The 19,420-nt window shown below is 66.7% G+C and carries 18 protein-coding genes; 4 read left to right on the top strand and 14 right to left on the bottom strand.

Going from position 1 to position 19,420, the window contains the following annotated elements; genetic code table 11:
* Positions 1-3: 3 nt before the first annotated feature.
* The 7 genes from ubiB to BME24068_RS00205 form a co-directional block, all read right to left on the bottom strand.
* The gene (ubiB, locus tag BME24068_RS00235; protein WP_096507089.1) at positions 4-1,581 is read right to left on the bottom strand and encodes a ubiquinone biosynthesis regulatory protein kinase UbiB; all 1,578 of its coding nucleotides are present in this window, start codon (positions 1,579-1,581) and stop codon (positions 4-6) included.
* Positions 1,582-1,593: 12 nt separating this feature from the next.
* A complete protein-coding gene (locus BME24068_RS00230; protein WP_096507088.1) occupies positions 1,594-2,220 on the bottom strand; it encodes a ubiquinone biosynthesis accessory factor UbiJ in 627 nt (208 codons plus the stop codon).
* Positions 2,221-2,384: 164 nt separating this feature from the next.
* Entirely contained in the window at positions 2,385-3,416 is a 1,032-nt protein-coding gene (locus BME24068_RS00225; protein WP_174924833.1) for a Tim44 domain-containing protein, read from the bottom strand.
* A 41-nt stretch (positions 3,417-3,457) separates the two neighbouring features.
* Complete coding sequence (gene ubiE, locus BME24068_RS00220) at positions 3,458-4,189, bottom strand: bifunctional demethylmenaquinone methyltransferase/2-methoxy-6-polyprenyl-1,4-benzoquinol methylase UbiE (protein ID WP_096507086.1); 732 nt, start codon at positions 4,187-4,189, stop codon at positions 3,458-3,460.
* 52 nt (positions 4,190-4,241) lie between these two features.
* The gene (locus BME24068_RS00215) at positions 4,242-4,655 is read right to left on the bottom strand and encodes a gamma-butyrobetaine hydroxylase family protein (RefSeq protein ID WP_014896073.1); all 414 of its coding nucleotides are present in this window, start codon (positions 4,653-4,655) and stop codon (positions 4,242-4,244) included.
* Positions 4,652-5,095: an HIT family protein gene (locus BME24068_RS00210; RefSeq protein WP_096507085.1), complete on the bottom strand. Its 444-nt coding sequence runs from the start codon at positions 5,093-5,095 to the stop codon at positions 4,652-4,654. Before BME24068_RS00210 ends, BME24068_RS00215 begins: the two co-directional genes overlap by 4 nt.
* A gap of 87 nt (positions 5,096-5,182) precedes the next feature.
* Entirely contained in the window at positions 5,183-9,208 is a 4,026-nt protein-coding gene (locus BME24068_RS00205; RefSeq protein WP_174924832.1) for a DUF3683 domain-containing protein, read from the bottom strand.
* A gap of 587 nt (positions 9,209-9,795) precedes the next feature.
* Between BME24068_RS00205 and ilvA the strand changes: the two genes are divergently transcribed.
* Both ilvA and queF read left to right on the top strand, forming a co-directional pair.
* Positions 9,796-11,319: a threonine ammonia-lyase, biosynthetic gene (gene ilvA, locus BME24068_RS00200; RefSeq protein WP_174924831.1), complete on the top strand. Its 1,524-nt coding sequence runs from the start codon at positions 9,796-9,798 to the stop codon at positions 11,317-11,319.
* A 12-nt stretch (positions 11,320-11,331) separates the two neighbouring features.
* A complete protein-coding gene (gene queF / locus BME24068_RS00195; protein WP_174924830.1) occupies positions 11,332-12,162 on the top strand; it encodes an NADPH-dependent 7-cyano-7-deazaguanine reductase QueF in 831 nt (276 codons plus the stop codon).
* Between the two features lie 67 nt (positions 12,163-12,229).
* On the opposite strand, the gene BME24068_RS00190 is transcribed toward queF, so the two are convergent.
* The 6 genes from BME24068_RS00190 to BME24068_RS00165 all read right to left on the bottom strand — a co-directional run bounded on the left by BME24068_RS00190 (position 12,230) and on the right by BME24068_RS00165 (position 16,664).
* Entirely contained in the window at positions 12,230-12,652 is a 423-nt protein-coding gene (locus BME24068_RS00190) for a hypothetical protein (RefSeq protein ID WP_174924829.1), read from the bottom strand.
* Positions 12,646-13,005, bottom strand: a complete 360-nt coding sequence (locus tag BME24068_RS00185; protein ID WP_174924828.1) for a hypothetical protein — start codon at positions 13,003-13,005, stop codon at positions 12,646-12,648. The genes BME24068_RS00190 and BME24068_RS00185 overlap by 7 nt, the downstream gene beginning before the upstream one ends.
* 78 nt (positions 13,006-13,083) lie before the next feature.
* Positions 13,084-13,437: a DUF1493 family protein gene (locus BME24068_RS00180; protein WP_174924827.1), complete on the bottom strand. Its 354-nt coding sequence runs from the start codon at positions 13,435-13,437 to the stop codon at positions 13,084-13,086.
* A gap of 296 nt (positions 13,438-13,733) precedes the next feature.
* Positions 13,734-14,120, bottom strand: coding sequence for a RidA family protein (locus BME24068_RS00175; RefSeq protein WP_006751946.1), 387 nt, complete (start codon positions 14,118-14,120; stop codon positions 13,734-13,736).
* 124 nt (positions 14,121-14,244) lie between these two features.
* Entirely contained in the window at positions 14,245-15,726 is a 1,482-nt protein-coding gene (locus BME24068_RS00170; protein WP_174924826.1) for an N-acyl-D-amino-acid deacylase family protein, read from the bottom strand.
* 2 nt (positions 15,727-15,728) lie between these two features.
* Positions 15,729-16,664 (bottom strand): MurR/RpiR family transcriptional regulator, encoded by a 936-nt coding sequence (locus BME24068_RS00165; RefSeq protein WP_174924825.1) that lies wholly within the window; start codon positions 16,662-16,664, stop codon positions 15,729-15,731.
* Between the two features lie 119 nt (positions 16,665-16,783).
* On the opposite strand from BME24068_RS00165, the gene BME24068_RS00160 reads away from it, so the two are divergent.
* The gene (locus BME24068_RS00160; protein WP_174924824.1) at positions 16,784-18,064 is read left to right on the top strand and encodes an amino acid deaminase; all 1,281 of its coding nucleotides are present in this window, start codon (positions 16,784-16,786) and stop codon (positions 18,062-18,064) included.
* A 171-nt stretch (positions 18,065-18,235) separates the two neighbouring features.
* Complete coding sequence (locus BME24068_RS00155) at positions 18,236-18,817, top strand: DJ-1/PfpI family protein (RefSeq protein WP_096508697.1); 582 nt, start codon at positions 18,236-18,238, stop codon at positions 18,815-18,817.
* A 145-nt stretch (positions 18,818-18,962) separates the two neighbouring features.
* On the opposite strand, the gene BME24068_RS00150 is transcribed toward BME24068_RS00155, so the two are convergent.
* Entirely contained in the window at positions 18,963-19,409 is a 447-nt protein-coding gene (locus BME24068_RS00150; protein WP_096508696.1) for a MarR family winged helix-turn-helix transcriptional regulator, read from the bottom strand.
* Positions 19,410-19,420 lie beyond the last annotated feature (11 nt).

Below are 19,420 nucleotides of genomic sequence, written 5' to 3'. Positions count from 1 at the left end.
CGGTCATGCGCCGTACGCGAGCGCGAGCAGCACGCGCGCGACCAGCGCGCCGACGCCGACGGCCAGGCCGAAGATCAGCAGCGCCTGCATCAGCCGGTTCGTCCGTTTCTGCTCGATGAGGATCTGACGCATCAGGTCCTCGCTCGCCGCGCGCGGCGCGTCGTGGCGCGCCGCCATCGCGTGATGGAGCAGGCGCGGCAGTTGCGGCAGCGTCTTGCTCCATTGCGGCGCTTCGACCTTGAAACGCTCATACCAGCCGCGCAGGCCGATCTGCTCGGTCATCCAGCGCTCGAGATACGGTTTCGCGGTCTTCCACAGGTCGAGTTCGGGGTCGAGCGAGCGGCCGAGCCCTTCGACGTTCAGCATCGTCTTCTGCAGCAGCACCAGTTGCGGCTGGATCTCGACGTTGAAGCGGCGCGACGTTGAGAACAAGCGCATCAGCACCTGGCCGAGCGAAATGTCCTTCAGCGCGCGGTCGAAATACGGCTCGCACACCGCGCGGATCGCGCTTTCGAGCTCCTCGACGCGCGTCTCGGGCGGCACCCAGCCCGATTCGAGGTGCAGCGTCGCGACGCGGTGGTAATCGCGCTTGAAGAACGCGAGGAAGTTCTGCGCGAGGTAATTCTTGTCGAAGTCGGACAGCGCGCCGACGATCCCGAAATCGAGCGCGATGTAGCGGCCGAAGGTCTTCGGATCGAGGCTCACCTGGATGTTGCCCGGGTGCATGTCCGCATGGAAGAAGCCGTCGCGGAACACCTGCGTGAAGAAGATCTCGACGCCTTCGCGCGCCAGCTTCTTGATGTCGACGCCCGCCGTGCGCAGCGTCTCGACCTGGCTGATCGGCACGCCCGTCATGCGCTCCATCACGAGCACCTGCGACGTCGAGAAATCCCAGAACATCTCCGGCACGAGCAGCAGGTCGAGGCCCGCGAAGTTGCGGCGCAACTGGCTGCCGTTCGCGGCCTCGCGCATCAGGTCGAGCTCGTCGTGCAGATACTTGTCGAATTCGGCGACGACTTCGCGCGGCTTCAGGCGCCGGCCGTCGGCCCACATCCGCTCGGTCCACGTCGCGATGTCGCGCATCAGCGCGAGGTCGGAATCGATCACCGGCAACATGTTCGGGCGCAGCACCTTGACCGCGACGGCCTTGCCCGCGTGCGGGCCCTGCTTGAGTTTCGCGAAATGCACCTGCGCGATCGACGCGCTCGCGACCGGCTCGCGCTCGAATTCGTCGAACAGCTCGTCGACCGGCGCGCCGAGCGACTTCTCGATGATCGCGATCGCGACCGCCGAATCGAACGGCGGCACCTGGTCCTGCAGCTTCGCGAGTTCGTTCGCGAAATCGACGGACAGCAGATCGCGGCGCGTCGACAACACCTGGCCGAACTTCACGAAGATCGGGCCGAGGCTTTCGAGCGCGTGCCGCAGCCGCACCGCGGGCGGCGACGAATAACGGCGGCCGATCGTCGTGACACGCAGCAGCAACTTCACGCGCCGGTCGTCGATCCGGGACAGCATCACCTCGTCGAGGCCGAAGCGGATGACGGTGTAGACAATCTTGATGAAACGGAAAATGCGCATGCCCTGCTGCCCTCAGTGCGCGCCGCGCGGGCCGGAACCCGTGCGCGCGCCGATTTTCTGTTCGAGTCGCTCGACCCGCTTTTCGACCCGCGCGAGCGCATCGCGCGCGCGCGCGAGCTCGGCATCGAAGCCGCCGAGCGCCGTGCGCCGGACGACCTGCGGGTTTTCGTCGAGCCAGTATTCAGCGACGGAATCGAGCACGTTGCGGCCGGTGCGGCGCGCACGCGCGCCGGCGTCGCGCACGACCGTCGCAATCCGGTACGCCGCCGCGTCGCCGACCAGCTTCGCGAGATCTTCTTCGGGTTCCCAGCGCAGATGCTCGGCCAGTTTCGCGATCTGCGTCGCGAACTCCGCGTCGCCCTCGATCTTCACGTGCTTCATCACGGCCGCCTGGCCGCCCTGCAGGAATGCGGCGACCGTGTCGCCCGCGAGCGCGATCGACACGTCGACGTGTTGCGCATCGTGCGCTTCGACCGCGGACAGGTAACCGTCGGGCTGCACGAGCAGCGTGAGCGTGACGGGCGGCACGTCGAGCCGGGCAGTCTTGCCCGCGTAGGGGATCAGGCGGTCGCGCGCCCACGATTCGCGCGCGAGCAGGTGATTGACAGCAGCAGCAAAAGGCTTGGCGGCAAAGGTCATCGGGCTGGGAAAGAAAAAACCCGCGCGGGCCGGGCGCCCGCGCGGGTTTCTATTGTAACGTCGGATCGTCGGCAGACCGCGGCCGACCGCACATCCGGGCGGCAACCGGTCGCAGCGCGGCGGCCATCGCCCGGAAAGCCGGCGGGCGGGGCCGCCAGCCACGTTCAGTGCGTGTTGATCTGCTGGATACCCGCGAGCAACCAGCCCTGACTGCCCGACTTCGACAGGTTCCACACCTCGTCGAACGGCGCGGCCGACGCATTCGCCGATTCGCGGATCAGGCCGTGGAAGCGCACGCTCGCCGACTGCTCGATGCCGCGATCCTCGATCCCGACCAGTTCCGCGTCGAGTTGCACGACGTCGGTCTGGTTCGACTCGTTGCCGCGCGAATCGAGGTCGATCTTGATCTCGGCGAACATTTCGGGTGTCGTGAACTCGCGGATGTCGGCCAGGTTGCCCTGGTCCCATGCCGCCTGCAGGCGCACGAAATAGACCTTCGCGCTGCGCAGGAACGCTTCCGTGTCGAAGCCGGCCGGCACCTGCAGCGGCGCGGCCGCCATTGCGCCCGCCGCTGCGGCGGCCGGCGCGCCGCCGCCGAACACGCCCTGCGCTTCGTTCGCGTAGCTGCTGCCGCTGCCCGCATAGTTGCTGCCGGTGTTGCCCTGCTGGAACGACGGGCCTTGCGAGTAGCTGCCCGACGACGATGCCGAGCCGCCCACCGAGTACGCCGGCTCCTGCGGACGGCGACGGTTCATGAACTTGCGGACCAGCCAGATGCCGATCATCGCGAGCAGCGCGATCACGATGACGTTCGACATCATGCCGGCGAACGCTTCGCCGAGGCCGAAGTGCGACAGCAGCGCCGCGATGCCGAGGCCGGCCGCGAGACCGGCGATCGGCCCGAGCCAGCGCGAGCGGTTCGGCTGCGCGGCCGCTGCGGGAGCGGCCGGGTTCGCGCGCTGCGCCTGCGACGGCGCGGCCTGCTGCATCGGCTGCGCCGGCGGCGTGGCCTGGCGCTGCGTGACGGTTGAGCTCTGGCGGCCGATGCTGCGCCCGCCGCCCATGCGCTTGGCTTCAGCGTCGAGCGATGCGAACGTGCCGGCCGTGAGCAGGCCGACCATCAGCAGCGTGCCGACCCGTCGAGCCCACGGCTTCGACGGCTTGCTACGGTTGAACAACGAACGCGATTCGGCCATCAGTTTCTCCAGATGTAAGGCGAATGTATGGAAAGAACCCCTTAGTACTTGGTTCCTAGGTGTAAAGCTACCACGCCACCTGACAAATTGTAATATTTGACGGCGTCGAGGCCTGCTTGTTCCATCATCGTCTTCAGGGTGTCCTGATCGGGGTGCATCCGGATAGATTCAGCAAGATACCGGTAACTTTCAGCATCTTTCGCGAACTTGTCGCCAAGCCACGGTAATACTTTGAAAGAATACAAATCGTAGGCTTTTTTCAGCGGATCCCAGACTTTCGAGAATTCCAGCACCATCACGCGGCCGCCGGGCTTCGTCACGCGGCGCATCTCGGCGAGCGCGGCGTCCTTGTGCGTCATGTTGCGCAGCCCGAACGCGACCGTGACCACGTCGAAGTAATTGTCCGGAAACGGCGTTTTCTCCGCGTCGCACAGCAGCGACGGCGTCACGATGCCCTTGTCGAGCAGCCGGTCGCGGCCAACGCGCAGCATCGATTCGTTGATGTCGGTATGCCAGACTTCGCCGGTCGGGCCCGCCGCCTTCGCGAACGCCTTGGTCAGGTCGCCGGTGCCGGCGGCGATGTCGAGCACCTTGAAGCCCGGGCGCACGTTCGCCTGCGCGATCGTGAACGCCTTCCATGCGCGGTGCATGCCGGCCGACATCAGGTCGTTCATCAGATCGTAGTTGCTCGCGACCGAATGGAACACGCCCGCCACTTTCTTCGCTTTTTCGTTTTCCTCGACGCTTTCGAAGCCGAAGTGGGTTTTGCTCATCGCGTTGATCCTCAGTAAATGGCAAGACGGCGCCGAGCGGGCGCCGTCGATTTCAGTGGCAGTGGCCGTGCGGCGCGGGGGCCGCCTGCATCGGCGCATCGCGCTCGACGCCCGCCGCCTTCAGTTTGTCGAAATAGTCGCGCCACAGCGCGTCCTGCTGCGTCGCCAGCTCGTACAGCAGATCCCACGAGTAGATGCCGGTGGAATGGCCGTCGGAGAACGTCGGCTGCAGCGCGTAGTTGCCCACGCCCTCGAGCGCGGTGATCGTCACTTCGCGCTTGCCCGTCTGCAGGGTTTCCTGGCCGGGCCCGTGGCCGCGCACCTCGGCCGACGGCGAATAGACGCGCATCAGCTCGAACGGGATCCGGAAACTGTCGCCGTTCGGGTACTGCAATTCGAGCACGCGCGACACCGCGTGCACGACGACGCCGGACGGAATCGGCGTCGTGGAAGTCAAACCGCTCATGGCTGCCTCGGATCGGTCGTTCGTTGAATTTCCTCGCGCACCGCATTGTGCAGCAGCGAGGCCTGCGCCGCGCGCGTGCGCAGCAGCGCCCCGGACACGCTGCGCTGGCGCGGCGCCCACACGGGCTGCGGGAAATGGGCGTCGTTCGAGAAGCGCGGGATCACGTGCCAGTGCACGTGCGGCACCATGTTGCCGAGGCTCGCGAGATTCACCTTGTTCGGCTGCATCACGCGGCGCACGGCCCGCTCCACCGCGTACACCACGCGCATCAGATGTGCCCGCTCGGGTTCACCGAGATCGGAGAACTCGGCCACGTGCGCGCCCCAGATCACCCGGCAGAAGCCCGGGTACTCGTGCTCGCCCGTCGCAAGGACGACGCGCAGCACGTCGTCCTGCCAGAGCACCTCGCCACCGTCTTCACGGCAAAACACGCATTCCATCGTCGCTCCCATGTGGACGGGCGCCGGCATTTCAGCGCCGGCGCCCGCTCTCATCCCAAGCCCCGCCGGGCAGTCGTCATGCCCGCATTAGACCAGCACGCGCTCGATCCCGCCATTGTTCGCGTGTGCGACATAGTCGGCCATCCAGTTCTCGCCGAGCGTCTGACGCGCGATTTCGACCACGATGTAGTCGGCCTCGAGGTTCGCGTCCTCGCTGTAGCGCGACAGGCCCTGCAGGCACGACGGGCAGCTCGTCAGGATCTTCACGTCCGGGCCGTTCTCGGCCGCGGCGGCCGGCGCCGGTGCATCGCCGGCCACGACCGGGATGCTGCGCAGCTTGGCCGCGCCCTTGCGGATTTCCTCTTCCTTGCGGAAGCGGACCTGCGTGGAGATGTCCGGACGCGTGACCGCGAGCGTGCCCGATTCGCCGCAGCAGCGCTCGTTCTTCTCGATCTTGTAGCCGTCCTTCTCCGTGCCCATGAGCTCGTTGACGAGCTTCACCGGATCCATCGTCTTGATCGGCGTGTGGCACGGGTCGTGATACATGTAGCGCGTGCCCGTGACGCCGTCGAGCTTCATCCCCTTCTCGAGCAGGAACTCGTGGATGTCGATGATCCGGCAGCCCGGGAAGATCTTGTCGAATTCGTAGCCCGCGAGCTGGTCGTAGCAGGTGCCGCACGACACGACCACCGTCTTGATGTCGAGGTAGTTGAGCGTGTTCGCGACCCGGTGGAACAGCACGCGGTTGTCGGTGACGATCTTCTCGGCCTTGTCGTACTGGCCCGAGCCGCGCTGCGGATAACCGCAGCACAGGTAGCCCGGCGGCAGCACGGTCTGCACGCCCGCTTCCCACAGCATCGCCTGCGTCGCGAGGCCGACCTGCGAGAACAGGCGCTCGGAACCGCAGCCCGGGAAGTAGAACACCGCTTCCGAATCGACGGTCGTCGACTTCGGGTTGCGGATGATCGGCACGATCTTGTTGTCCTCGATGTCGAGCAGCGCGCGCGCCGTCTTCTTCGGCAGGTTGCCCGGCATCTTCTTGTTGACGAAGTGGATCACCTGCTCGACGACGGGCGGCTTGCCGGTCGTCGCGGGCGGGTGCTGCGTCTGCTTCGTCACGACCTTCTTCAGCATGTCGTTCGCGAAGCGCTGCGCCTTGTAGCCCACGCCCATCATCACGCTGCGCGCGGCGTTGATCGTCTGCGGATTGGTCGCGTTCAGGAAGAACATGCCCGCCGCATTGCCGGCATTGAACTTCTTCTTGCCCATCTTGCGCAACAGGTTGCGCATGTTCATCGTGACGTCGCCGAAGTCGATCTTCACCGGGCACGGTGTCACGCACTTGTGGCACACCGTGCAGTGGTCGGCCACGTCGTTGAACTCGTCCCAGTGCTTGATCGACACGCCGCGGCGCGTCTGTTCTTCGTACAGGAACGCCTCGACCAGCAACGACGTCGCGAGGATCTTGTTGCGCGGGCTGTACAGCAGGTTCGCGCGCGGCACGTGGGTCGCGCACACCGGCTTGCACTTGCCGCAGCGCAGGCAGTCCTTCACCGAATCGGCGATCGCGCCGATGTCGGACTGCTTCATGATCAGCGACTCGTAACCCATCAGCCCGAAGCTGGGCGTGTACGCGTTGCGCAGGTCGGCGCCGTCGAGCAGCTTGCCCTTGTTGAAGCGGCCGTTCGGGTCGACGCGCTGCTTGTACGCGCGGAATTCGGCGATCTCGTCGTCGGTCAGGAACTCGAGCTTCGTGATGCCGATCCCGTGTTCGCCGGAGATCACGCCGTCGAGCGAACGCGCGAGCGTCATGATGCGCGCAACCGCCGCGTGCGCATCCTGCAGCATCTCGTAGTTGTCGGAGTTGACCGGCAGGTTCGTGTGGACGTTGCCGTCGCCCGCGTGCATGTGCAGCGCGACGAACACGCGGCCGCGCAGCACGCGCTTGTGGATCGCCTGCGCTTCGTCGAGGATCTGCTTGAACGCGCCGCCGTTGAAGATCGTGCGCAGCTCCGCGCGGATCTCCTGCTTCCACGAAATGCGGACCGTGCGGTCCTGCGTGACATGGAACACGGTCGCGCCCGGCTGGTCGTCCGCGCGATCCGCGAACTTCTCGGCGAGCGCCTCGTAACCGAGCTGCACGAGGTAATGCTGCGCCTCGCGCAGCGGCTGGTCGAGCCGGTCGCGCACGAACTCCCAACGCGCGCGCACGCGCTTGAGCAACTCCAGCGCCTGCTGCACGCGGTCTTCCAGCAGCTCGGCGCTCGGGATTTCGTTCGCGTCGTCGGTCTTGCCGAGCGGCAGGTTGCCGGCCCTGAAGAACGCTTCGAGCGCGTCCACCAGCTGCAGCTTGTTCTTCAGCGACAGCTCGATGTTGATCCGCTCGATGCCGTCGGTGTACTCGCCCATCCGGTTCAGCGGGATGACGACGTCTTCGTTGATCTTGAACGCGTTGGTGTGCTTCGCGATCGCGGCCGTGCGGCTGCGGTCGAGCCAGAAGCGCTTGCGCGCCTCCGCGCTGACCGCGACGAAGCCTTCGCCGCTCTTGCCGTTCGCCATCCGGATCACTTCGGACGTCGCGTGCGCGACCGCATCGGCGTCGTCGCCGACGATGTCGCCGATCAGCACCATCTTGGGGAATGCGTTGCGCTTGCTCTTGGTCGCGTAGCCGACCGCACGCAGGTAGCGCTCGTCGAGGTGCTCGAGGCCCGCGAGGATCGCGCCGCCCTGCTTCGACGTTTCGAACAGGTAGTCCTTGATCTCGACGATGCTCGGGATCGCCTCGCGCGCCTGGCCGAAGAACTCGAGGCACACGGTGCGCGTGTGCGCGGGCATCTTGTGCAGCACCCAGCGCGCGGACGTGATGAGCCCGTCGCAACCTTCCTTCTGCACGCCCGGCAGGCCGGCGAGGAACTTGTCGGTCACGTCCTTGCCGAGGCCTTCCTTGCGGAAGCGCCGGCCTTCGATCTCGAGCATCTCGGTGCGCAGCAGCTTCTCGCCCGGCGCGTACGCGCCGTCGAACCACTTCAGCTCGAAACGCGCGACCGCGATGTCGTGGATCTTGCCCTGGTTGTGCTCGTGGCGCGTGACTTCGAGCCAGTTGCCGTCCGGGTCGACCATCCGCCACCAGGCCAGGTTGTCGAGCGCGGTGCCCCACAGCACGGCCTTCTTGCCGCCCGCGTTCATCGCGACGTTGCCGCCGATGCACGATGCGTCGAGCGAGGTCGGATCGACCGCGAACACGTAGCCGGCCGCCTCGGCCGCTTCGGTCACGCGGCGCGTGACGACGCCCGCGCCGGAGAAGATCGTCGGCACCTTGTGCGCGACGCCCGGCAGCTCGGTGAGTTCGACCGCGCCGAGCTGTTCGAGCTTCTCGGTGTTGACCACCGCGGAGAACGGCGTGAGCGGCACCGCGCCGCCCGTGTAACCGGTGCCGCCGCCGCGCGGAATCACGGTCAGGCCGAGTTCGAAGCAGGCCTTGATCAGCGCCGCGATCTCGGCTTCGGTATCGGGGGTCAGCACGACGAACGGGTATTCGACACGCCAGTCGGTCGCGTCGGTCACATGCGACACGCGCGACAGCCCGTCGAAGCGGATGTTGTCCTTCTGCGTGCAGCGGCCGAGCGCCTTGGTCGCGCGACGGCGCAGGTCGGCCATTTTCTCGAATTCGTCGGCGAACTCGTCGACCGCGCGCTGCGCGGCCGTCTCGAGCATCTCGACACGCGATGCGCGCTCGCGGCCCGCGTCGTCGTGGTGCTCGGTCAGGTCGGCGCGGCGGCGCTTGCCGATCTCGGTCAGGCGGTGGTTCAGCGCCTCGATCAGGAGCGCGCGGCGCTTCGGGTTGTCGAGCAGGTCGTCCTGCAGGTACGGGTTGCGGCGCACGACCCAGATGTCGCCGAGCACCTCGTACAGCATCCGTGCCGAGCGACCCGTGCGGCGCTCGGCGCGCAGCTCGTCGAGCACCGACCACGCCTCCTCGCCGAGCAGGCGGATCACGATCTCGCGGTCGGAGAAGGACGTGTAGTTATAGGGAATCTCGCGCAGTCGGGGCGCGGGGTCGGCAGCGACGGCGGCGGCCGCGCCATGCGGATCGAAAACTTGTGGTGCGTTCATGTTCGGACGACTCGGAGGGCCGATACACCGTGAACGGGCGTCGGCAAGCGCGTACGCGCAATCTTGGGGAAATCTGTTCTGGTGCCAGGCGCGCGACTATCTCGCATGGGGCCGGAGCGGGTCTGGACTCACCGTTCCGGGCCGGCAGGGCCTGGCGGCACTCGGAGCCATCAGCACGATCGCGCGCGGCGCGCATGCCGCTCCGCCGCGGGGCTGGCTGCACGCGGCGTCGGCTTCAATGGGGCGATCCGAGGGTGCCTCTGCATCTTCCGATCCTTGATTCAAAACGGAATTCTAACCCATGATCGGGTCGTCCGTGACACGCCGGACAGGTCGTGGGGCTATCCCCGCAACCCGCGCCACGCCTGGGCCTGCGCGGTTTTGCTGCGGCATTCGCCATCCGTCCGGTCGGTAACCGCGCAGTTAACGTGCAGTTAAACCGGTAAAAAACGGGCGTCGCATCCGTCAAATACGCGCGCGGGGCCACGCCGCGGCGGTGCGCCCGGCATGCCGCTTGCGTGCGCACGGACCCTTGGCGCTATCATTGATCCTTTACCGTCTGCTTTCCGCACTGCACGCGAGCGTCCATGGCATCCCACGATTACCTGAAGAAAATCCTCACCGCGCGCGTCTACGACGTCGCGCTCGAGACGGAACTCGAACCCGCCCGCAATCTGTCGGCACGGCTGCGCAACCCCGTTTACCTGAAGCGCGAGGACAACCAGCCGGTGTTCTCGTTCAAGCTGCGCGGCGCGTACAACAAGATGGCGCACATTCCGGCCGACGCGCTCGCGCGCGGCGTGATTACGGCCTCGGCAGGCAACCACGCGCAGGGCGTCGCGTTCTCGGCGGCCCGGATGGGCGTCAAGGCCGTGATCGTCGTGCCGGTCACGACGCCGCAGGTGAAGGTCGATGCGGTGCGTGCGCACGGCGGCCCGAGCGTCGAGGTGATCCAGGCGGGCGAATCGTACAGCGATGCGTATGCGCACGCGGTCAAGGTGCAGGCCGAGCGCGACCTCACGTTCGTCCACCCGTTCGACGATCCGTACGTGATCGCCGGCCAGGGCACGATCGCGATGGAGATCCTGCGCCAGCACCAGGGCCCGATCCACGCGATCTTCGTGCCGATCGGCGGCGGCGGGCTCGCGTCCGGCGTGGCCGCGTACGTGAAGGCGGTGCGTCCGGAGATCAAGGTGTTCGGCGTGCAGGCCGAGGATTCCTGCGCGATGGCGCAATCGCTGCAGAAGGGCGAGCGCGTCGAGCTGAGCGAGGTCGGCCTGTTCGCGGACGGCACCGCGGTGAAGCTCGTCGGCGAGGAAACCTTCCGGCTGTGCCGCGAATTCCTCGACGGCGTCGTGACGGTCGACACCGACGCACTGTGCGCGGCGATCAAGGACGTTTTCCAGGATACGCGCAGCGTGCTCGAGCCGTCGGGCGCGCTCGCGGTCGCGGGCGCCAAGCGCTACGCGGAACGCGAAGGCATCGAGAACCAGACGCTCGTCGCGGTCACGTCGGGCGCGAACATGAACTTCGACCGGATGCGCTTCGTCGCCGAACGCGCGGAAGTCGGTGAAGCACGCGAAGCCGTGTTCGCGGTCACCATTCCCGAGGAACGCGGCAGTTTCAAGCGCTTCTGCTCGCTCGTCGGCGACCGCAACGTCACCGAGTTCAACTACCGGATCGCCGATGCGCAGTCCGCGCACATCTTCGTCGGCGTGCAGATCAAGCGCCGCGACGAATCGGCCGAGATCGCCGAGAATTTCGAGTCGCACGGCTTCAAGAGCGTCGACCTGACGCATGACGAACTGTCGAAGGAACATATCCGCTACATGGTGGGCGGCCGCTCGCCGCTCGCGCTGGACGAACGCCTGTTCCGCTTCGAATTCCCGGAGCGGCCCGGCGCGCTGATGAAGTTCCTGTCGTCGATGGCGCCGGACTGGAACATCAGCCTGTTCCACTACCGCAACCAGGGCGCGGACTACAGCTCGATCCTCGTCGGGCTGCAGGTGCCGCAGGCCGATCGCACCGAGTTCGAGCGCTTCCTCGCGGCACTCGGCTATCCGTATGTCGAAGAGAGCGCCAATCCGGCTTACCGCCTCTTCCTGTCGTAAAGGCGTCACGCAATGAATCCCGAACACTCCCCGCTCGGCAAGGCCACCGTCTACGCGACGCAGTACGACGCGTCGCTGCTGTTCCCGATCCCGCGCGCCGGCGCGCGCGAGCAACTCGGCATCACGTCGGCGCTGCCGTTCTTCGGCACCGACATCTGGAACGCGTACGAGCTGTCGTGGCTCAATGCGCGCGGCAAGCCGCAGGTCGCGGTCGCGACGTTCTACGTGCCGGCCGAATCGCCGAGCATCGTCGAATCGAAGTCGTTCAAGCTGTATCTCGGCTCGTTCGCGCAATCGAAGTTCGACTCGGTCGACGCGGTGCGCGACGCGCTCAAGCGCGACGTGTCGGCCGCGTGCGGCGTGAGCGTGTCGGTGCAGCTCGTGTCGCCGCACGATTTCGCAAAGCTCGAGATGGAAGAACTCGACGGGCTGTCGCTCGACCGGCTCGACCTCGACACCGACGTGTACGAACCCGATCCGTCGCTGCTGTCGGCGGCCGACGCCGAGGACGAAGCGCCGGTGGAGGAAACGCTCGTGTCCGACCTGCTGCGCTCGAACTGCCCGGTCACCGGCCAGCCCGACTGGGGCAGCGTGCAGATCCACTACGTCGGCCCGCAGATCGATCATGCGGGGCTGCTGCGCTACATCATCTCGTTCCGCAATCACACGGGCTTTCACGAGCAGTGCGTCGAGCGGATCTTCCTCGACATCATGCACGCGTGCAAACCGGTGAAGCTCGCGGTGTATGCGCGCTATACGCGCCGCGGCGGGCTCGACATCAACCCGTTCCGCACGAACTACAACCAGCCGATGCCGGATAACGCGCGGACGGCGCGGCAGTAAATGACGTGGTGTTGGCGGGCACTTTGCGGGGCCGCCAACACCGACCGCTTGCGGAAGAAGCGTCGCGCTAATTCGGTGCGAACACGCCTGCTCGGCACTTCGGGCAATACAGGTAGAGTGTTCGACCATCGGGCATCGAAATGAAGCCGCGCCTTGCCTGGTCTATCCGCCACTTCGCCGCGCCACCGCCCGCGAGACGCGCGTTGCCTTCCGCATAGCAATTCGCGGCGTCCAGATCATGGCTGTACGCCCGTGCCGTTACACGGCTCGCACGCTTGAAAAACGCGCTGACATCCGCCTGCCGAAGAACGAATGCGCGACACATATCCGGCGTTTCGTCTCCGCTGATATCTGCCGACCACGCGCCGTTCCTCACGATTTCGACTGACTTCGGTCCGACAGCGGGAACCTCCCCGCCGGACAGCGTGCCCGCAACCGCACTGAGGTTGAGCAAGAACGCCAACATCAAAACCGCGATCCGAATCACCATTGCGCCCTCGCCGCCTCCGTCCGGTTCTTCCTCGATACTGTCGGGTGGCGAAAAACCTCTGCCATCGGAACATTCATCGTTATCGAAATTTCATGGATGAGCCATCGAAGCGAGTCATTCTGAGCGTCCGGCGCCGCGAGGTAGGTCTGTCGATCAGGGTTGGGTTCATTGAGCGGTAGCGCCTCCCCGACCCATTCCACGCCAATGCTGTCTGCATTGGAAGGGTAACGGTCCGGGACCACCTTGCGCATCTCCCGCCGGTTTTCGCCGCGCGGGTCAAAACGGCGAAGCTGCTGCAGTTCGACTGGCGTGCAACGCAATTCGGCAACGCAGCACGCCTTGATTCGGCCCACGTCATATCGCCGCAATCTTTCCACCCCATCGCTTGCGTTCAGGCCCTCTCCCGTCACGCACACCATTCATCCGGCCTTTCACGGCAGCTCGGCCAGTCGTCTGGTGTCCCATTTCCGGTCAACCGCCGCGCGGTAAAGCATCGCCAGCGTGATCGATTCCCGTTTGAGATCGTGCGGTTTCCGAAGTACCCATCTCCGGAACAGCGAATAGAGCGGCCCCTCGCCTTCCATCAGGAAATAGCGGTGAAAATCGAAGTCGCCGGTATCGATGGAAAAGCGCTCAAAAAAATGGCCCATGAAATCGTCGGCCTCGTCGCCGGTCTGGCCAAGATCCTCCCAAAGCCTCGTGGCGGCGGACAGCGGCATCGATTTACCGAGCCCGACCTCCGATCTGACAAATACCTCGATCTCGTCCCAACGCATGCTTTCCATCAAAACACCTTGCCGTCCGGTTCGACAAGGCGGTTGTATTTGGCGATCGCGCCGCGCACCCGTGCCGATCCCCGCCGCAGCTCGCCAGACAGGCATGTCACGTCGGGCCTCGTCGAAAAAATTTCGTCACGCAATGCAAAATTCCAGTGCCTCTCGTACCCCGCGTCAACCGCGCTGCATTCGAACGCCGCCGCCCATCCGATCGCCCTCGTCCACGCATCGGCTCCGCCCAAACGCAACGGGGCCGGCGCACATCAATGCGCCGGCCCCGTCACCCAACCATTCGCCCTCGCGCGTTACTTCGCCGGCGCCTTGTAAGCGATGCAGTCGACCTCGACCTTGCAGTCGATGACCATGCTCGACTGCACGCACGCGCGTGCCGGCGGGTGCTCGCCGAAGTACGACACGAACACCTTGTTGAACGACGCGAAATCGCGTGCGTCGTCGAGCCACACGCCGCAGCGCACGACGTGCTCGAGGCCGTAACCGGCTTCCTTCAGGATCGCGATCACGTTCTCGATCGTCTGCTTCGACTGCGTGACGATCCCGCCTTCGACGACCTCGCCGTTCACCATCGGCGTCTGGCCCGACACGTACAGCCAGCCGTCGGCCTCGACCGCACGCGCAAACGGCATCACCTGGCCGCCGGTCCCCTTCGCTTCGCCTACGCCATATCGCTTCATCGTTTCACTCCTTGTTTGTCGGCGGGAGCCGACGCTTCAGCGCCTGCTCCCGCCCCATGCAACGCACGGTTGCGGATGCGCGCGCCGACCCTGGCACGCGCGGCAGATCGAATCGGAACCGCGCTCAGAACGCGGCGTCGGCACTCGCCGGCACGCGCTCGCCGCGCGCGACGAAACCGCCGGCGCGCTCGCCGGTCGGCTGGCCGTTCTCGTAAGTCAGCACGCCGTTCACCCACACCGCATCGATCCCGTGCGCGGGTTGCTGCGGCTTCTCGAACGTCGCGGCGTCGATCACGCGCGCCGGATCGAACAGCACGAGATCCGCGTGATAGCCGACATGCACTTCGCCGCGCCGCGCGATCCCGTAGCGGCGCGCGGACAGCGACGTCATCTTGCGGATCGCTTCCTCGAGCGGCAGCAGGTTCGTGTCGCGCACGTAATGGCCGAGCACGCGCGGAAACGCGCCCCACAGCCGCGGATGCGGCAGCGGATCGTTCGGCAGGCCGTCCGAGCCGACCATCGTCGCCGGGTGCGACAGGATCCGGCGCACGTCGTCCTCGGACATGTTGTGGTACACGGCGCCGGCCGGGCGGATCCGCTGCGCGGCTTCCTGCTCGGTCACGCCCCAGTCGGCCGCGATCGCCTTCAGCAGCTTGCCGGCGACTTCCGGATGCGGCTCCGACCACGTGATCGTGATGTCGATGTCGCCCGTCACCTGCTTCAGGTCGAGCGTCGACGAACTGCGGCTGTACGGATAGCAGTCGCAGCCGACCGGCTGGTAGCGACGCGCGCCTTCGAGCGACGCGAGCACCTCGGTGCTGCGCCCCCAGTTCGACGGACCCGCGCACTTCAGGTGCGAGATCACGACCGGCACCTGCGCGTGACGGCCGACGCGGTAAGCCTCGTCCATCGCGTCGAGGATCGCGTCGAACTCGGTGCGCATGTGAGTCGTGTACAGCGCGCCCGCATTCGCGAGCGGCTCGGCCAGCGCCATCACTTCTTCGGCCGGCGCCGCAAACGCGGAGCCGTACGCGAGGCCCGACGACAATCCGAGCGCGCCGTTCGCGAGCGCCTCTTCGAGCTGCGCGCGCATCCCGGCGATTTCGCCGTCGGTCGCCGCGCGGTCGAGGCGGTCCATCTGGTTGTTGCGCAGCGCGGTGTGCCCGACGAGCGCCGCGACATTGACGGCCGGACGCGCATCGTTCACGGCCGCGACGTAGTCGGCGAAGGTCGGATAGCGGAATGCATCGCGCTCGCCGAGCAGGTTCATCGGGTCGGGCGGATCGCCCGCGAGCGTCACGGGCGACGCGCTGATCCCGCAGTTGCCGACGATCACGGTCGTCACGCCCTGCGAGATCTTCGGCAGCATCTCCGGGGCGCGGATCACGTGCGTGTCGTCGTGCGTGTGCACGTCGACGAAGCCCGGCGCGAGCGCGCGGCCGTTCGCATCGACGACGGTCTCGGCGAGCCAGTTCGACAGGTTGCCGATCGCCGCGATCGCGCCGTTGCGGATCGCGACGTCGCGCGTGACGGGCGGGGCGCCGGTGCCGTCGTACAGCTGCGCGCCGACGATCAGCGTATCGGCGGCTTCGGGGTGCGAATGCATGGTCAGTCTCCTACCGGTTGACGGTCTCCGCCGCCGCGATGCGCATCGAGCGCATGCTTGATGCGGCGCAGCGATTCTCGGCCCGCATCGCCGAGCCGCAGCGCGACTCCGGTGACGAGCACGTCGATCGCCATCATCATCGCGTAGCGCGATGTCGAAGGCTTGTAAATGAAATCGGTTTCGAATGCGACGACCGGAATCAGGTGGTCGGCGAGCTTCGCGAGCGGCGACGCCGGCGCGGTAATCGCGATCAGCTTCGCGCCGTAGCGCTTCGCAAGCCGGCAGCTCTCGAGCAACTCGGGCACGCGCCCGCTGACCGACAGCGCGACGACCACGGCGTCGCGCGACAGCGTCGCGGACACCATCCGCTGCAGCAGGCTGTCCTGGTAGCTCGCGACCGGCCGGCCGAAACGCACGAGCCTGAAACGCAGCTCGTCGGCGAGCGCGGTCGAACCGCCGCCCTGCCCGTACACATAGATCATCTTCGCGCCGGCGAGCAGGTCGGCGGCCGCGTCGAACGACGTATTGCGCAGCAATTGATGGTTGTGCGCGAGCGCCACGCGGATTTCGTCGTAGACGACCGACGCGGGGCTCGCGTCTTCGGCGGGACCGTCGTCGGACGGCACCAGAAAGCGCTGGCCGACGGCCGCCGCCTGCGCGACGAGCACCTTCAGTTCACGCACGTCGCGGCAGCCGACGGCCTTCGCGAAACGCGTGACCGTCGCGACGCTGACTTCGGCGTCGCGTGCCAGCGCGCCGATGCTCGCATGCGCGGCGCGCGCGAGATCGGCGAGGATGAACGCGGCGACCTTGCGCTCGGCTTCGCGCAACTCGGGCGCGCATTCGGCGATCCGCGCGACGATGTCGAGGACCGGCGGGGCAACCGGAGCCGGCGGCTCGGCGGCGGACGAAGCGGACGGGATGGCGGGCGTATTCATCTGCTGAAAAGGGTGCGGAGCTTGATGTTACTAAATAACATCACCGCGCCGATGCTACTTTCTGTACCATCTGCATGTCAACTTCAATGCAATGCATAGTGATGATGGAGCGGGATGACATGAAAGTTACAAACTATCAGGAACCGACGATCGATCCGTTGGGCAAGGGTCTCGGCAACGTCCCGAGCGCGAGCGTGCCGCTCGACGACGCGAGCCGTCTCGAGTGGAACCTGCTCGCGGAAGACGTCAGCCTGCCGGCCGCGGTGCTGTACGCGGATCGCATCGAACACAACCTGAACTGGATGCAGGCGTTTGTCCAGCAGTACGGCGTCCAGTTCGCGCCGCACGGCAAGACGACGATGGCGCCGCAACTGTTCCGCCGCCAGCTCGACGCCGGCGCGTGGGGCATCACGCTCGCGACCGCGCATCAGACGCAGGCCGCGTATCACGGCGGCGTGCGGCGCGTGCTGCTCGCGAACCAGCTGGTCGGCCGCCAGAACATGACGATCATCGCGGGGCTCTTGTCCGATCCCGATTTCGAGTTTTTCTGCCTCGTCGATTCGGCCGACAGCGTCGACCAGCTCGGCCGCTTCTTCGGCGACGCGAAGAAATCGCTGAACGTGCTGATCGAACTCGGCGTGCCGGGCGGCCGCGCGGGCGTGCGCGATGCCGCGCAGCGCCAGGCGGTGCTCGACGCGATCGCGCGCTATCCGGACACGCTGAAGCTGGCCGGCATCGAACTCTACGAAGGCGTGCTGAAGGAGGAAGGCGAGATCCGCGCGTTCCTGCAGGGCGCGGTCGCGCTCACGCGCGAGCTGGCCGAAGCCGGCCGCTTCGCGCGCACGCCGGCGATCCTGTCGGGCGCGGGCTCGGCCTGGTACGACGTGGTCGCGGAGGAATTCGCGAAGGCCTCCGACGCGGGTTTCGCGGAAGTCGTGCTGCGTCCGGGCTGCTACCTGACGCACGACGTCGGCATCTACAAGAAGGCGCAGACCGACGTGTTCGCGCGCAACCCGATCGCACGCAAGATGGGCGAAGGGCTGCTGCCGGCGCTGCAGCTGTGGGCGTACGTGCAGTCGGTGCCGGAGCAGGATCGCGCGATCATCGCGCTCGGCAAGCGCGACGCCGCGTTCGACGCGGGCCTGCCCGAGCCGGCGCGGCACTTCCGTCCGGGCCGCGACAGCGCACCGCGTGACGTCGCCGCGAGCGAAGGCTGGGCGGTCACCGGGATGATGGACCAGCACGCGTACCTGCAGATCCCGCCGGGCGCGGACGTGAAGGTCGGCGACATGGTCGCGTTCGACATCTCGCACCCGTGCCTGACGTTCGACAAGTGGCGCCAGCTGCTCGTCCTCGATCCGCAGTTCCGCGTGACGGAAGTCGTCGAAACCTTCTTCTGACGCACCGCACGCGCCACCCCACCGCCCCGCCGCCGCGCGGGGCGGCCGTCACGCGCGCTTCAATCGGCCGGAGTACACTGCGCTTTCGTCCTCGGGGCCGCTTCGCCGCCGTTGCACCGTCTGCCGCACACGACGCGAACGGGCCCTCAACGCTGTTCAATGGAGAAAGCCATGGCCGCGAAGAAGATCCTGTTCCTGACCGGTGATTTCGCCGAAGACTACGAAACGATGGTGCCGTTCCAGGCGCTGCAGGCCGTCGGCCATCACGTCGATGCAGTCTGCCCGGGCAAGCGCGCGGGCGACAAGGTCAAGACCGCGATCCACGATTTCGAAGGCGACCAGACCTACACCGAAAAACCCGGCCACCAGTTCACGCTGAATGCGACGTTCGACGACGTCGATGCGTCCGGCTACGACGCGCTCGCGATCGCGGGCGGCCGTGCGCCCGAATACCTGCGGCTCGATGCGAAGGTGATCGCGCTGGTGCGCGCGTTCGCGGAAGCCGGCAAGCCGATCGCCGCGATCTGCCATGCGGCGCAACTGCTCGCGGCCGCCGACGTGATCCGCGGCAAGCGCATCTCGGCCTACCCGGCCTGCGCGCCCGAAGTGAAGCTCGCAGGCGGCGAATACGCGGACATTCCGGTCGATGCCGCCGTGACCGATGCGCCGTTCGTCACCGCACCCGCGTGGCCCGCGCATCCGGCATGGATCGCGCAGTTCCTCGCGCTGCTGGGCACGCGCATCGAGCTGTGAACGAAGTGAAATGAGATGAGATGAAAGGCCGGCCGGCGGCGGGTTCGTGCAACCCGTGCTCCGGTCGCGCACGGCCGGGGCGTGCTGTTCCGTGCCGCGTCTTCTCCAGCCCGCCCCTTCTTCCTGCCCGTTTCCGCCGCGCCGTTCAGGGCGACGCCGGCGTGGACGCGACGTCCGCGATCCGCGATTCCAGCATCGCCAGCGCGCCCGACAGCGCACTGAGCACGTCGTCCGGCAGTTGCGCCATCGTCTGATCGAGGAATGCCTTGCGGCGCGGCAAGCACGCGTCGAATGCGGCGCGGCCGTCGGCGGTGAGCGTCACGTTGGTCACGCGGTTGTCGCGTGCGTCGGACGCGCGCTCGATCCAGCCGAGCGCGTCGAGCGACTTCAGCTGGCGCGTGAGCGCGCCCGGATCGATGCGCAGCACCTCGACGAGCTTCTTCTGCGACGCATGCCCGCCCAGCGTGTGCAGCGCGACCATGATCCGCCAGCGCGGCATCGGCTGTCCGACGTGCGTTTCGAACGCGGTCATGAACGCGCGATACGTGCGTCCGAATTGCTGCAAGATCGCGACGCGGTCCTGTTCTTCCATGCGCTGAGTTC

Origin of the sequence: Burkholderia anthina (assembly GCF_902498995.1) — a bacterium.
Classification (GTDB): Bacteria; Pseudomonadota; Gammaproteobacteria; order Burkholderiales; family Burkholderiaceae; genus Burkholderia; species Burkholderia anthina.
This window is presented reverse-complemented; position numbering and strand designations above follow the sequence as displayed.